Raw genomic sequence first — 14461 nt, 5'->3', positions numbered from 1 at the left:
ACCGCCTGAAATGGAAAGGCTTACAGTGTAACTGTAAAGCAGGTTCCGCCCTGTTCCCGGTTCTCCACCGAAATTGTCCCATTGTGCATTTCCACCACACGCCGGACAATCGAAAGCCCCAGCCCGTTGCCGTCACTGCCGCGGGACTTGTCTCCTTTATAAAACTTTTCAAAAATATGATTACGGTCAATTTCCGGGATTCCGGGTCCTTCGTCCTGAATTCGGAATATGGTATGCCTGTCTGCGTTGACGAGTGTGATCCATATTTTTTTGCCTTCTGCTGAAAATTTGATTGCGTTATCGATCAGGTTTGTCCAAACCTGCATGAGCAGCGGTTCCAATCCTTCTATTTCCGCCTCGTCCAGTTCAAGCTCCAGTTCCAGGAGCTTTGCGCTCCACTTCGACTCGCAGAGCGTCAGGGCGCGCCGAATCTGCTCGTCAATACAGACCCGGCTCCGCTGCACCGGAATATTTCCCTTTTCCAGCTTGTTCAAGGTAAGAATATTCTGCGCCAGCGTAGACAGCCGCTGTGTTTCCTCCGTGATAATCTGCACATATCCTCTTCGTTCATCGGGATCCGTTTCATCCACCAGGAGTTTTGCGTAGCCTTCAATCGCCGTCAGCGGCGTTTTAAATTCATGTGAAATATCAGATACAAAATCGCTGCGCAGCATTTCGACGCTTGCAAGCTCACGTGTCATAATATTAAAGCTGTTGATGAGGGAGCCGATTTCATCTCTGTAAGGATTTTTCAGCTGCAGAGAAAATTCCCCGGCGGCCACTCGTCTGGTCGCATCGTTCAGCTTGCGGATCGGACCGGTCATCTTGCGTCCGGCCACAACCGCTATAAACGAGCCGCCGAGGACGGAGACAAGCAGCGCAAGCATCCCGGCAAAATGTGTTTTTTGAAACAAGCTGTCAGTTTGGAGGATCCAGATGACATAGACATCCCGATAGCGCGCAGCGGCCGCATATACACCTTTTTCCCCCTGCCAGTTGGTAATGACCGGCTCTTCTTCATTTTCCAGCATCTTTTCCTGTTCCGGCGTCAAAGTAAGCCCTTTGGTATCCTGCTGCACAAGGACCCGGAACGTTCCGACATTGTATAAGTGTTCCATATCATTGAGGGGCAGGTCATGTTCTTCCAGATAGCGGGTGGCTGTTTTCAGATTTTGTATAAAGAAATATTCAATTTCGTCTCCCGCATATTTTTTATAGTATAAGTTAAAAACGGAATACGGTACCACTACGGAAATAAAGATAACAGCGAGCATGATGGCAACGACTTTTACATAAATCGTGCCGTAAACCCGCTTCAAGCCGTATGCTGGACGCCTTTATAGCCCAGCCCCCGGATGGTCACAATCTCAAATGTTTTCACCTGTTCAAACCGCTCCCGCAGCCGCTTGATATGTACATCCACCGCGCGCGGACTGGTATCGGTGTCCATTCCCCAGATATCGTCAAGGAGCTCCTGCCTGGTAAAAATACGGTTGGGATAGGAAAACAGCTTATAGAGCAGATAGAATTCCTTCTGCGGCAGGACGACCGTTTCTTCGGGCATGCGTACCTCAAGGCTGTTGTAATCCAGCACAACATCCCCCATAACGATACGGTTCTCGCTGTAAATTTTGCTTCTGCGAAGCAGCGCCCTGACCCGCAGTGTCAGTTCCTCCATATCCAGCGGCTTGGTCATGTAGTCGTCGGCGCCCAATTCAAAGCCCTTGCGCTTGTCCGCGAATTCGGTCTTCGCGGTTGCCATCAGCACCGGTATTTCAATTCTGTTTTCCCGCAGCTGTCTGAGCAGATCATAACCGTCCAGATTCGGCATCATCACATCCGCGATAATCAAATCCACCTGCTGCGTTTCCAAAAGGGCCATCGCTTCGGCGCCATCCTCCGCTTTGAGGGTTGAGAAGCCCTCCCTGCGCAGATAGATATCAATCAGATTTCGGATTTTCACATTATCATCAACAATCAGAATACTTCCCATTGCGGTTTTCCTCCTTTAGCCTGCTTTTCTTAATACTAGCAGAGAAGCGGAAAAATGAGAAGAGCTTTTTCAGGGAAAAATGATACTCTTCGTTCATGAATTATTCACTTTTTTCTCAATTGTTGAAACACAGGGTTCATAATTAATCGTTAGAATAAATTGGTATAATGAAAAAGAGGGGATACAGGAGGTTCTTTTTGTGAGTAAAAAAGTAATTATCACCATTTGCTGCGTTGCAGTTGTTGCCGCAGGTGCGGCGGTTGCCGTCCGTATGGCCGGCAATTCGGAACCCGCAGCGGAAGCAATCGCTTCGCAGGTAACTGTCAGCGCAAGCCGTCCGACAGTCGGCGACGTCGCGTTGGACGGAGAATTTATCGGTACGGTGGAGCCGGACCAACAGGTACAGGTGTTCCCGAAAGTATCGGGAACCGTTTTGAGTACATATTTTGAAATCGGGCAACAGGTAAAAGCTGGCGACCTGCTTTATGAAATTGACCCCGTCGATCTGCAGATGGCCTATGATTCCGCAGTTGCACAGCTGGAGGCGTCTAAGATTGAAGCCCAGCAGAAACTGGGCAGCGGCTATGATTCCAGCCTGATTTCGCTCAAAGCTCAGCTGGATGCCGCACAGACGCAGCTGAATTCCGCACGCAGTTCACTAAGAAATTTAAACGATGACGCAGATGATGATCTGCTGAATGCGCAGAAGGCGCAGGACAAAGCGCAGGCAGACATGCAGGCCGCAGACGCAGAAAAAAAGGAACACGAACCGGGCAGTCCAGAATATGAAAAAGCCGATAAAGACTATAAGGACGCGTATGACACATACAGCACTGCCCATGCACAGGTGAAAGATTTGGAGGATGACGACGACCCTACTCTGCGCTCCGCCCGTACTGCATACCGGAACGCGCAGATCTCATACAATGCCGCTAAGGAAGCCTATGACCAGGCTGCCGGTATCAGCCGCGACGATACGGAAGTCACGGTAGACGCCGGGCTGCACGCCGCCGAGGTGGCTCTCGAAGCACAGGCAAAGCAGTTGGAATATACCAAAGTATATGCGCCAATCGACGGTATCGTTGAGCAGAAGAACATATCGGCACACGACCTTACATCTACTTCCCAGCCCGCCTACACCGTTTCGAACAAAAGTCTTATGACCGTTCAGTTCAGTGTTTCGCAGTCCGCAGTCGGAAACCTTGCTGTCGGTGACCAGGTACAGGTGGAAAACAGCGGAAAAAACGTGACAGGTACCATTACGGAAATTTCCACAATGGTGGACGCGCAGAGCGGGCTCTTTACCGTAAAAGCCAGCGTCGATCAGGCCGACATGCCGCTTTTCACCGGGGCCACTGTGAAAATCTATGCGGCTACTGAAAAAGCGACCAACAGCCTTCTTGTTCCGGCCGACGCAGTCTATTACGACGGTGAAAAGCCCTATCTCTATGTCTACAGAGACGGGGTCGCTGTGAAAACCGATGTGGAAACCGGCGTCTCCGACATGAATAACATTCAGATTGTCTCCGGCATCACCGCAGATGACGAGGTCATCACCACATGGCATCCCCGTCTTCTTGACGGTGCGGCTGTAGTGCTGAAAAATTCCGACACGCAGGCCAGCTCTTCCGAATCCGCTTCTGAAGAAGCTTAACGGGGGGCCATTCAATGAATATTACAAAACTGACTTTAAAACGGCCTGTTTCCGCAATCATTGTCGTGGTAGCGCTGGTGATCTTCGGAGCAATGGCTGTTCTTCAGTCTCCTTTAGAGCTGACTCCTGACATTGAGCTTCCCATGCTGATCACGCTGACAACCTATCCCGGGGCAAGCCCTGAGGATGTCGAGGAACTGGTCTCCAAAAAGATAGAAGACGCCGTTTCCACAATCAGCGGCGTAAAAAATATCCAGTCCCGTTCTATGGAAAATATGTCCATGGTCATTCTTGAAATGGAATACGGCACAAACATGGATGTTGCACACATGGACTTGCAGGAAAAGGTCAACATGTACCAGAACACCCTGCCGGACGATGCACAGGACCCAATTATCCTCGAACTGGATGTCAATGCGATGCCTTCCATCACCCTGTCCGCTACAGCGACAGGCGATATTGATCTGAAGAATTTTATTGACGATGAAATTACTCCCGAATTTGAAAAACTGGCAGGCGTCGCCAGCATCGAAGTATCCGGCGGCAACGACAGTTATGTCAGCGTCCGCCTGATGGATGACCGTCTGCGCCAGTACGGGCTGACGATGAATTCGATCATCGATGTGGTTTCCAATGCGGATTTCTCTATCCCCGGCGGCGACGCAGATATGGGCAGCCAGAATCTTGCGGTGCGTACCGGCGTTTCCTACGATTCGGCGGAGTCCCTGCGCAATATTCCGATTACCCTTTCTTCCGGAAAGGTAATTCACCTTTCCGATGTGGCTTCAATCTCCCGTTCTACCAAGGATTCGGAGTCTTTAAGCCGCTATAACGGGCAGGATAACGTAACCCTGTCCGTGCAGAAACGCCAGAGTGCTTCCACACTGAGCGTCTCCAAAGCTGTGCTGAAACAGATGGACAAAATTAATCAGGCCGATATGGGTGTACAGCTCAACGTGATCGACGACAACAGCGAAATGATCGTCAGTTCGGTAAACTCTGTGTTCAGCACCCTGCTGCTCGGCATCCTGCTGTCAATGATCGTGCTGTTCCTGTTCTTCGGTGACCTGAAAGCATCGCTAATTGTCGGCAGTTCCATGCCGGTTTCCCTGCTTGTTACGCTGATACTCATGTATGCTATGGGCTTCTCTCTGAACATGGTTTCGCTTGGCGGTATGGTAGTCGGTGTCGGCATGATGGTGGACAGCTCGATTGTCGTTATTGAAAGCTGCTTTAGGCGAAGTGTCGGCGAAAAGCAGGATTATAAGCAGGTTGCCCTGGAAGGGGCGGGGTTTGTCGCCTCCTCCATCGTGGCCTCTACGCTTACAACGGTGGTCGTATTCCTGCCCATCAGTCTTATGCAGGGCATTTCCGGTCAGCTGTTCCGCCAGCTGGGCTTTACGATCATCTTTTCACTGACCGCGTCGCTCATCTGCGCATTGACATTGGTTCCCCTTTTCTTCAATATTTTCAAACCGCGTGAAAAACGAGAAGCTCCCTTTAACCGCTTTATGCATAAAGTAGAGGTATCTTATGGAAACCTGATCAAACGCATCCTTCCGCACAAAGTGCTGGTGGTTGTGACCGCTGTCATTCTGCTGATCGGTTCCTTTGCGCTTGTTACACAGATTAACATGGAAATGATGCCGCAGGTGGATGAAGGAGTCGTGAAGGTCGATATTGAAACACGCCCCGGATTGCAGTTGAGCCGCGTCAGCGAAATTTGCGCTGAGATCGAATCGTTGGCCGCAAGCAATCCTGACGTTGAAAGCTATTCCGTCACAGGCGGCGGTTCCGGGATGAACTCCATGATGACTGGGAATACCAACGCCTCACTCACCGCTTATCTCCGGGATGACCGCAAGATGTCTACCGACGAGGTAGTTGAGGATTGGCAGAAAAAAACGCATGATATGCTTGACTGCAATATTAATATCACTTCCTCCAGTGATTCCATGGGTTCCATGGGTTCCAGCGGCGGCATTGATGTTGTGCTGGAAGGCAGTAATCTGGATGATCTGAAAACCACAGCCGTTCAGGTTGAAAAGGTCATGCGGGATAACGAACAGATTCTCAACGTATCTTCCAGCGCGACAAAAGGCAACCCGCAGGCAAAAGTAAAAATTGACACGATGCGCGCATCTGCCAAAAAACTTACGCCCATGCAAATTGCGGGTACGATCAACACCACTCTCAGCGGTAAAAATGCCGCTACTTTGACCGAGAACGGGCAGGAATATGACATCTGGGTAGAATACCCCAAGGATCGTTATAAGACCGTCAACGATCTTTCGGGTCTGATGCTCACCAATCAGGCAGGGCAGCTGGTTCCACTGATGGACGTAGCCACGATTGAGTATTCCGACAGCCCACAAAGTATTGACCGTAAAAACAACCAATATGTGGTAACTGTCACCGGCCAGCCCACCCTTGCGGCGAAATTTACCGCAAAGGATGAAATTGTTGCCGCCGTAAAAACTCTTTCGCTCCCGGATGGTGTGACCATTGCGCAGGGCGATACGGATGAAAGCATGATGGAGGAATTCCAGTCGCTGGGTTTTGCGATTGTGATTGCGATCTTGCTGGTCTTTATGGTGATGGCCATGCAGTTTGAATCGCCAAAGTTCTCTATCATGGTAATGCTCTGCGTTCCATTCAGCCTGATTGGGTCATTCGGACTCCTCTATCTTTGCAACGCAACCCTGAGCCTCCCTTCGTTGATGGGATTCCTGACTTTGGTTGGTACGGTAGTCAACAACGGCATTCTGTTTGTCGATACCACTAACCAGTACCGCAAGAGCATGAATATCGAGACAGCGCTCATCACCGCGGGCCGGACTAGGCTGCGCCCAATCCTGATGACCACACTGACCACTGTTCTGTCCATGCTGCCTATGGCAATCGGTATTGGCAGCGGAGCGGAAATGATGCGCGGCATGGCGGTTGTTATGATCGGCGGCCTGTGCGCTTCTACGCTGCTGACGCTTCTGCTTCTTCCGACCTTCTATCTGATGTTTAACCGTGGTAAGAATTCGGATCTGCCGCAGCCTCCGGCTCCCGATCTGGAGGAAGCCGTTCAGGGGCTTGACTATTAAGTAAACTGACCTTTCCAAAATAAAGTTGAAAGAACCGGTGCGGACCATTCCGTACCGGTTCTTTCGTGCATATAAAGGGAATAGTGAAAGGGGCAATTCGCATGACAAAAAATTTTGCACACCGGGGCTTCAGCGGCCGGTATCCGGAAAATACAATACTGGCTTTCCGGAAAGCGATTGAGTCCGGCTGTGACGGCATCGAACTTGACGTTCAGATGACCCGGGATGGCCAACTGGTGATTATTCATGATGAGAGCGTGGACCGCACCTGCAATGGGAAAGGGTTTATCGGGGAACTAAAGTTGAGTGAACTGCGTAAATTTGACGCGTACGGCGCATTCCCAGGGCAGTTTGGAACGAACCGGATTCCGACCCTCCGGGAATATTTCGACCTGATCAGGCATAAAGACACCCTTACCAACATTGAGTTAAAGAATACAATTTGTAACTATCCGGGTCTGGAAGAAAAAGTGATTGAAACGGTTCATGAATACCATATAGCTTCCCGGGTACTGTTCTCCTCCTTTAACCATTGTTCCATGATCAAATGCAAACAGCTGGCTCCGGAAATCAAGGTGGCATTTCTGGTCAGCTCGCCGCTTGCCGAACCCGGCAGGTACACAGCCTCCCATGGGGGCAGCTTTCTGAATGTACACCACTCGTTTCTTACGGATGAGATGATCCGGGATCTGAAATGCCATGGAGTTGACGCGCAGGCATGGACAGTTAATGAAGAAAGCGAAATGCTCCGTTTGGCAAAAGCAAATACCTACGCTGTCATAACCAACTTTCCGGACAGGATGAAAAATGTTCTGGATACTATAAAAACTAACAGATATTACCTATACCCATGAATCATAAATAAATTTTATCTGGTACGATTTCTGGTAATTCGCATTACCCTGCCCAAAATTCCACATGAAAAAAGGGGCTTGTGGAAAGCGGCGTCCTATTCTCTTGTCAGAAAAACTGAAACAATCACCGGTATGAGGCATAAAATAGTTTGCACGGCAAAACCATGCCGCCATTATTTTAAAATAGAACCAACTTAAGGACTGGTTTTATGGTAATAAAATTTGTCACAGAAGAAAACTATCATAAATTATTTATTTGTCAAAAAATCAATCCGCACATCCTGTGGATTGTCATACCGTAAGGAGGAAATAAAAGTTGGCAAGTGCAATTAGTTATGAACTTTTCCAAGCAAAACAGGGTACCGCAAACGGAATTGCAACTTTGGATGCGTCCGGTCAACTGCCGGTTTCACAGCTTCCGCCCGAAGCTGTCTCCGCCTATAAAGGGACCTTTGCCACAAGCGTCGCACTGATTGCGGCATATCCTGCCGCCGATCTTGGAGACTACGCCTATGTAACCGAGACGACATCCTATTGGTACTGGAACGACGCTCTGACAACGGCCGCATGGGTCAACCAGCAAATCACCGAAGCTGACTACGCGGCGTTAAGCGCGGCTGAAAGAGCTGCTGTTCCTTATATTGTAATACCGAATCCTTAATCTTAAGCTATGAGCGGGGCAGTCAGTTACGAACTGTTTACAGAAAAAACAGGCGGCAGCAGCAGCGGATTTACAGCGGAAGGCGGAATTTTTGAAACGTTTGTAAACAACACAGGCGTCAGTGTCAAGGGCACCATCGTCATTGCATCAGCTACTGTTGACCAGGCAGTAGATATTGCCCCGGCGGACTCCCAAATGCCGATTGGCGTCATCTACGAAAGCGGAATTGCAAATGGCTCACTTGTAAAGGTGGTAGTGAGCGGAAAAGCTGAAGTGCTTTTAAAAAACGATACCGCTTCCGCAAGAGGGTTCTGGTGCGGTGTCAGTGATACGGCGGGAAGGATGTATCAGATCAGTGTGCCCCCCGGCGTCGAGGAGGAAAACAACCGTAAAATCGGCCACAGCCTCTCAAACGGGAGCGGCGGGACGGATGTACTGTCAATGGTCGAGCTGCATTTTCATTGATCCTGTGCCTCGGCCCAAAACAGCGAAATACTCCATCCGGAACTTCTCTCATTTTATTTCATCATCAGAAGGGGCATCGGCAGCATCGCCGGTGCCCCGTTCGCTTTGCCTTAATATTTGCTCTGCGCTTCTGTAAACCGGATCTCATGGAACGACTGCTTATTTTCGTGCAGCGAAGCCATCCTGTTTTTCAGGCGATATCTGCCCACCATCTCCCGCAGCGTCAGTGCCTGTCCGGCAAGCTCCTCACTGGAGGCAGCGGTTTCTTCCGCGGTCGCGGAGTTTGTCTGAACAACCCCGGAAATCTGCTCAACTCCGACATTTACCTGATAAATGCCATCGCTCTGTTTACGGGCCGCCTGACTGATCTCACTCACAATCCGGCTTACCTGTTCGGTCTTTTCCACGACAGTTCTAAGTGCCTGTTCCGTTTCTTTCGCGATTTTTCCGCCTTTTCCCACCGCAAGCGTCGATGTTTCAATCAGGCTGGTCGTGCTCTTGGCCGCCTCTGCGCTCTTAATCGCAAGATTTCTGACTTCATCCGCCACAACGGAGAACCCTTTTCCCGCGGAACCTGCCCTCGCCGCTTCTACAGCAGCGTTCAGCGCAAGAATGTTGGTTTGAAACGCAATATCGTCGATGGTTTTGATGATTTTACCGATTTCGCTGGAAGTCCGGCTGATTTCATCCATGGCGGCCAGCAGATCGTCCATATGCCTGCTGCCGATGGCGACTTCCTGTCCGGCTTCCTGTGTCAGGCTATTGGCGCCGTTGGCGTTCATCGCATTTTCTTTAATCTGCTGGGCAATTTCTGAAATGGTTGCGGCAAGTTCTTCCGTGGAACTGGCCTGCTCGGTTGCGCCCTGAGCAAGTGTCTGCGAGGCGGAGGAAATATGCTCCGAACCCACGCCAATGCTGTCCGCCACCTGTCTGATCTGCTCCAAAATTGAACCGATCTGCGAGAACAAGCTGTCCACTACCGTTATAATCTCTTTATACACTCCGCTATGTGATGATGTGTCTATCTGGACGGTCAGATCATGATTCGCAATTGCCTCCGCCAAAACTTTTGAATCTTCGGCAATTCGATTGACAGACCGGACGGCGCCTTCCATGGAGCGTGCCAGCGAGCCGATTTCGTCCCTGCTGGTAATAGACTGCAGCTGGAGATTCAGAGATTCGTCAATCACGCCAGTTTCTATTGCCTTTGCCGCATTCACTACTTTTTCAAGAGGGGCTTTCAAGCGCTTTTTCAGGATCATTGCACCGATTGGCATACTCAGCAGTACCGCCAAAACAGCAATTGTGACAATCAGGATAATTTCTTCCGCTAATTTTTTTTCTGTTTCCGTCATGTCGCTGCCCGAATATAAAATGCCGGTAACCGTACTGCCATCTTCAGAAAGAATCGGGCTATACACCGCTGTGTAGTTTTTTCCATATAACGTGGCATTTCCTATGTACTGCTGCTTTTGGCCAATGACGACATCGGCTATTTTGTTATCCAGCTTGGTTCCGACAATTCTTTCGCCGTTTTCCATGATGGTTGAATTCACTCTTTCATCGCCTGCAAATATCGTAAATTCGGCACCGATTTTTTCTTTCAGCTCATCTACAAACTTCGGATTATCCAGCCTGTATCCAACGGAGATGACACCTGCAACTTTTCCGTTTGTTTCATAAACAGGCGCCCCTGCCCTTACCGCAAATCGAACCGCTGTTCCAGTCTCGATCTGCGCTGTCGCTTCCCCCTGCATAGCTCTGCGCACATTCTCCTGATAGGAAATATCGTCTCCTTTATTTTCTTCATGTGTGCGTGCAATTACCGTGCCTTTTTCATCAGTCACCGTCGCCATTTCCAAATTTAAAGAATTTGCAAGTTCCCCTAATTTGCTTGTTATTTTTCCCTGGTCACCCGCAGCCACCGCTGCTGAAATCTCGTGATTTCCAGCAATTGCCTGTGCCGAATCAAGCAGGTCCTGTTCCATATCAGTCAGGTCTTCCTTTACGATTTCTATAGAAGCCGCTGCCTGTTTTCTGGATAAATCTCTAATTGAATTGTCCATGGAAACCAGCGCAAATGTGCAGGTGATCGCGACTGTAACGGCAACTGTCATCGCATTGAACTGCAATACCATTTTGCTCAGACTTTGGGTCCTGTTTCGTTTTTTGAATTGAAATTTCATACTCACCCTATCCTCTCTTAAGCCGTTGATTAAATTGTCTCTCACAGACTGTGTATTGACATGCTCATACGGTTTCGCGTCCATTTTTTGGTATGGCTTTTCTTTTGCCTTTATATTAAAATAGAAAAGATACCTTGTATGTGATTTTGTTACACATTCAGCACCGATACGCTTACCGAACACAGCCGTCACAATTTCGTCTGTATTATTTAACTCGTCAGTTTTTTAATTAAAACTAGTTACTTTTATTATTTTGTCAATGACAGATTTGTCATGAACCCGTGACATCACATTTGAAATTGTCATCTTGCTGAATAAAGAGAGAAGGGTCTTTATGAGTTTTTACAAAAGACTGAATTTGCTGATGACTGTTCAAAATATTGCAAACAGCCGCCTTGCAAAATCGCTGTCGGTCGATGCTTCCTTAGTAAGCCGCTGGCGCACCGGAAAACGTATCCCTTCACCACGAAACAGTTACGTCAGAGAAATTGCCGCGTTTTTTGTTGCACAGGCAAAATTGGAGAGCCAGAAGAACACTTTGTTCGAGTTAATGAATTTAGAGCCGCAGGAAAGATCGGAAAATCCTCAAAAGATCACGGAACAGCTTCTTGCCTGGCTGAATGAAGGCAATATTCAGGACGAGTCAATTATTGAATTTTTGGACAGGCTCAACTTGCCCCGAAAATCCGAAGTGCTGCTGCCTAATGCCGAAGTACGCACCTGCCAGCCGGCAGGAAGACCTGTAAATGCGGAAGTTTTTTACGGACTGGGAGGCAAACAGGATGTCATCATCCGGTTTCTTTCCGCTGTTGCGGCAAGCAGAAAGCCCTGTACGCTACTGTTATACAGTGATGAAAGTATGGACTGGATGATGAAAAGCAAAGAATTCAACCATCAGTGGCAAGCTTTGCTTTTAAAAATCATTGCACAGGGATGGAAAATTAAGATCATTCATACCATCGCCAGAGATCTGTCGCAGCTGCTGACCGCTATCGACCAGTGGATGCCGATTTATATGACGGGCGCAATTGAATCCTTTTATTTTCCAAAATTTCGGGAGCATATCGTTCGGCGAACCCTGTTTATCGCCCCTGGAATTGCCGCCGTTACCTCGACTTCCTTCTCTCCGTCTGTGACAAACCCACAGCTGTTCTATTATACGGACCCCGATATGATAAAAAATCTGACTGTGGAATTTCAGGAATTTCTAAAGACCTGTTATCCTCTGATGCAGATTTTTAAAGAAGAGAGCTTTCCCAAATTCTCCGAACTGTGGGTCCGTTTTGAAGAGCAGTTTGGAAACTCCATTTTATGTACGACAGCTTTATCCGCATTGACGATGCCCAAGCCGATGTTTGACCGTCTGCTTGCGCAGAGCTATGGCACGGCGGAACAAACGCAACGCATCTCCGCGCTCCAGAAAAAGATGCAGTCTGCATTTTTATCCAAGCTGCAAGCCAATGATGTCACGGAACTCGTTGGGCTATCCCTTCCGGAAACTTTTCCGGAAGCGACGGTTGTGCCCTGTCCGCGCGACCTTTTGGGAGGACCCGCTTTACAATATTCCCGCTCAGATTTTTGCCTGCACTTAAAAAATATCGTTCACCTTCTGAAAACCTATGAGCGCTATTCTTTTCTCATTTATCCGGAGAAACCCATACAGAATTATTTCTTCGCCGTGAAAGAGGAAAACGGCGTCATTGCAGCAAAAAATGACGGCTCCATCATTTTTGTCTTCCGTCAGCAAACTTTGGTCAGCGCCTTTCAGGATTATCTGGAAGATATGATCCTGCGCATTCCCCTGAAAGAGCGCAGCAAAGAAGCTGTGATTCAAAAGCTGGAAGGAATGATTGCCGGCCTTGAACCATCCCCCGAAGCCGATGTCTGCAAGTGATTGTTGTTTCATCCTTTACCACTTTATTTCAAAAAAGGGTTGACAATTGGTCAGACTCGTGCTAAATTATGAAACAGGAAAACTGAATCGACAAACACATCGATGAGGAATAGTAGGATTTTGAACGATTGCAGAGAGCTGTTGGGTGGTGAAAAACAGCATCGGGAGAAATACCGAACTGGCCTCGGAGTGGGTTCACTGAAAAAAGTGTAGGTGAATACGGAGGTCAACCGTTACAGTGACAGGATATACGATGCATGGCGTCCGTATCCGGTGAGTGCATTTCCACGGAAATGAACAAGAGTGGTATCGCGAAAGTGTAAAGCCTTTCGTCTCTTAGGGTTTAATACCCGGAGGCGAAAGGCTTTTTTTGTTTGCCTTGTTTGTGCGGATTCATGTTTCTAACATTGAAAGAGGTGTGTCAGTTATGTCCAATCCCAATCAAAAAGCGGCCATCTCCGCCCGCATGAAATTTGCAGGGGTCTTTGCGGTGGCCAGTGTCCTGTTCAGCTCCCACGCCGGCGGAGGCTTTGCCACGGGTAATCAGGCCACCCAATATTATGCCCAGTATGGCTGGATTGCTCCTCTCGCGGCAGTCCTTTCGATGGCGCTGCTGTCGCTGACCATCCGGGAATGCATGATCATGTATAATTCCAGAGGCCTAAAAAGCTATAAGGAACTGTTCCAGACCCTTTACCATCCGTTTGACAAACTGGAATGGGTTTTTGAGCTCTATTTCAACATCATGGTGATTTGCGCCGTGGGGGCGGTGATTGCCGGAGCGGCTTCCCTGTTTGAAAAGCTGGGGATTCTCTCCTATGGCGCGGCGGTCTTTCTTGTCGGGCTGATTCTGCTGGCGCTTACCATTTTTGGGGCATCTCTGGTCTCCAGGGCCTCCACCCTGATGTCCGTGTGCATTCTGATCTGCTGCGCCATCATTTTTACAGTCGGCGTCAAAGCCAGGCTGCCGGAGATCACAACCATTTTCAGCACGTTACAAGCTTCGAAAGGTCTTGGCACTCCCCTGCTGAACGCATTCACCTATGCGGGTTTCCAGTCGGTAGTCATTCCAACCATGATTTCCTGCGGTGCTCCGCTCAAAAACGGGCGTAACGCATCCAGAGCCATGACCGTCGCCTTTCTCATGAACGCTTTCGCACTGGGGCTTTCCTGCATCATGCTGCTCGGCTGGTATCCCGAGTTTTCCGCGGCAGGCGAAACCACGCTCCCCTCGCTCTATATCTGCAACCAGCTTGGAATGCCCGTTCTCTATTGGTTTTATAACATTTCCCTGCTTTTATGCTTCATTTCTACCGGTGTTACCACCGTCTACGGGTTTGTTTCGCGCTTTGAACACCTGAAAGTTCTCTCCGGCATCCGCCAGCCGGTTTTCCGCCGCGCAGTGGTATCGTGTTTTTCCATGATGATTTCCATGGGGGTTTCTACGGTGGGGCTCAGCAAAATCATCAAATACGGTTACGGCTATTGCGGATACCTGGGAATCGCCATTATTGTCGTCCCCTTCCTTACGATCGGTGTTTATAAAAACCGGAAATACCTCAAAGAGCATCCGGAATACGTGGGGCAGACTGCCGCGGAAGCTAAGAGCGGCAAGAACCTTTCCGGCTTTGACGCCGTTCCCGTTGAATAATCAAACTT

At 49.1% G+C, this 14461-nt stretch carries 10 protein-coding genes and 1 other annotated feature; of the genes, 7 read left to right on the top strand and 3 right to left on the bottom strand.

The features are described from left to right. Positions 1-20: 20 nt before the first annotated feature. Together C1A10_RS12650 and C1A10_RS12645 are read right to left on the bottom strand one after the other, a co-directional pair. Positions 21-1319, bottom strand: coding sequence for an ATP-binding protein (locus tag C1A10_RS12650; protein ID WP_101910603.1), 1299 nt, complete (start codon positions 1317-1319; stop codon positions 21-23). Further along, a complete protein-coding gene (locus C1A10_RS12645; protein ID WP_101910602.1) occupies positions 1316-1993 on the bottom strand; it encodes a response regulator transcription factor in 678 nt (225 codons plus the stop codon). The genes C1A10_RS12650 and C1A10_RS12645 overlap by 4 nt, the downstream gene beginning before the upstream one ends. A gap of 199 nt (positions 1994-2192) precedes the next feature. Between C1A10_RS12645 and C1A10_RS12640 the strand changes: the two genes are divergently transcribed. The 5 genes from C1A10_RS12640 (at position 2193) to C1A10_RS12620 (ending at position 8722) form a co-directional block, all read left to right on the top strand. Then, entirely contained in the window at positions 2193-3647 is a 1455-nt protein-coding gene (locus tag C1A10_RS12640) for an efflux RND transporter periplasmic adaptor subunit (RefSeq protein WP_101910601.1), read from the top strand. A 14-nt stretch (positions 3648-3661) separates the two neighbouring features. Then, positions 3662-6742 carry an efflux RND transporter permease subunit gene (locus C1A10_RS12635; RefSeq protein WP_101910600.1) on the top strand — a complete coding sequence of 1027 codons (3081 nt, stop codon included), beginning with the start codon at positions 3662-3664 and terminating at the stop codon, positions 6740-6742. 101 nt (positions 6743-6843) lie between these two features. Further along, positions 6844-7596: a glycerophosphodiester phosphodiesterase gene (locus tag C1A10_RS12630; protein WP_101910599.1), complete on the top strand. Its 753-nt coding sequence runs from the start codon at positions 6844-6846 to the stop codon at positions 7594-7596. A gap of 316 nt (positions 7597-7912) precedes the next feature. Then, positions 7913-8257 (top strand): hypothetical protein, encoded by a 345-nt coding sequence (locus C1A10_RS12625; RefSeq protein WP_101910598.1) that lies wholly within the window; start codon positions 7913-7915, stop codon positions 8255-8257. Positions 8258-8266: 9 nt separating this feature from the next. Further along, positions 8267-8722, top strand: a complete 456-nt coding sequence (locus C1A10_RS12620) for a hypothetical protein (RefSeq protein ID WP_101910597.1) — start codon at positions 8267-8269, stop codon at positions 8720-8722. A gap of 110 nt (positions 8723-8832) precedes the next feature. Here C1A10_RS12620 and C1A10_RS12615 read toward each other — a convergent pair whose 3' ends face one another. Beyond that, the gene (locus tag C1A10_RS12615; protein ID WP_180951129.1) at positions 8833-10908 is read right to left on the bottom strand and encodes a methyl-accepting chemotaxis protein; all 2076 of its coding nucleotides are present in this window, start codon (positions 10906-10908) and stop codon (positions 8833-8835) included. A 334-nt stretch (positions 10909-11242) separates the two neighbouring features. Between C1A10_RS12615 and C1A10_RS12610 the strand changes: the two genes are divergently transcribed. Beyond that, entirely contained in the window at positions 11243-12802 is a 1560-nt protein-coding gene (locus C1A10_RS12610) for a hypothetical protein (RefSeq protein WP_101910595.1), read from the top strand. Positions 12803-12892: 90 nt separating this feature from the next. Continuing rightward, positions 12893-13142: a binding site (T-box leader), on the top strand. Between the two features lie 87 nt (positions 13143-13229). Beyond that, a complete protein-coding gene (locus tag C1A10_RS12605) occupies positions 13230-14453 on the top strand; it encodes a YkvI family membrane protein (protein ID WP_101910594.1) in 1224 nt (407 codons plus the stop codon). The last annotated feature ends 8 nt before the right edge of the window (positions 14454-14461 follow it).

Origin of the sequence: Marasmitruncus massiliensis (genome assembly GCF_900186535.1) — a bacterium.
GTDB classification, from domain to species: domain Bacteria; phylum Bacillota; class Clostridia; order Oscillospirales; family Ruminococcaceae; genus Anaerotruncus; species Anaerotruncus massiliensis_A.
The sequence above is the reverse complement of the archived record's forward strand: the minus strand, read 5'-3'. Positions and strand labels throughout refer to the sequence as shown.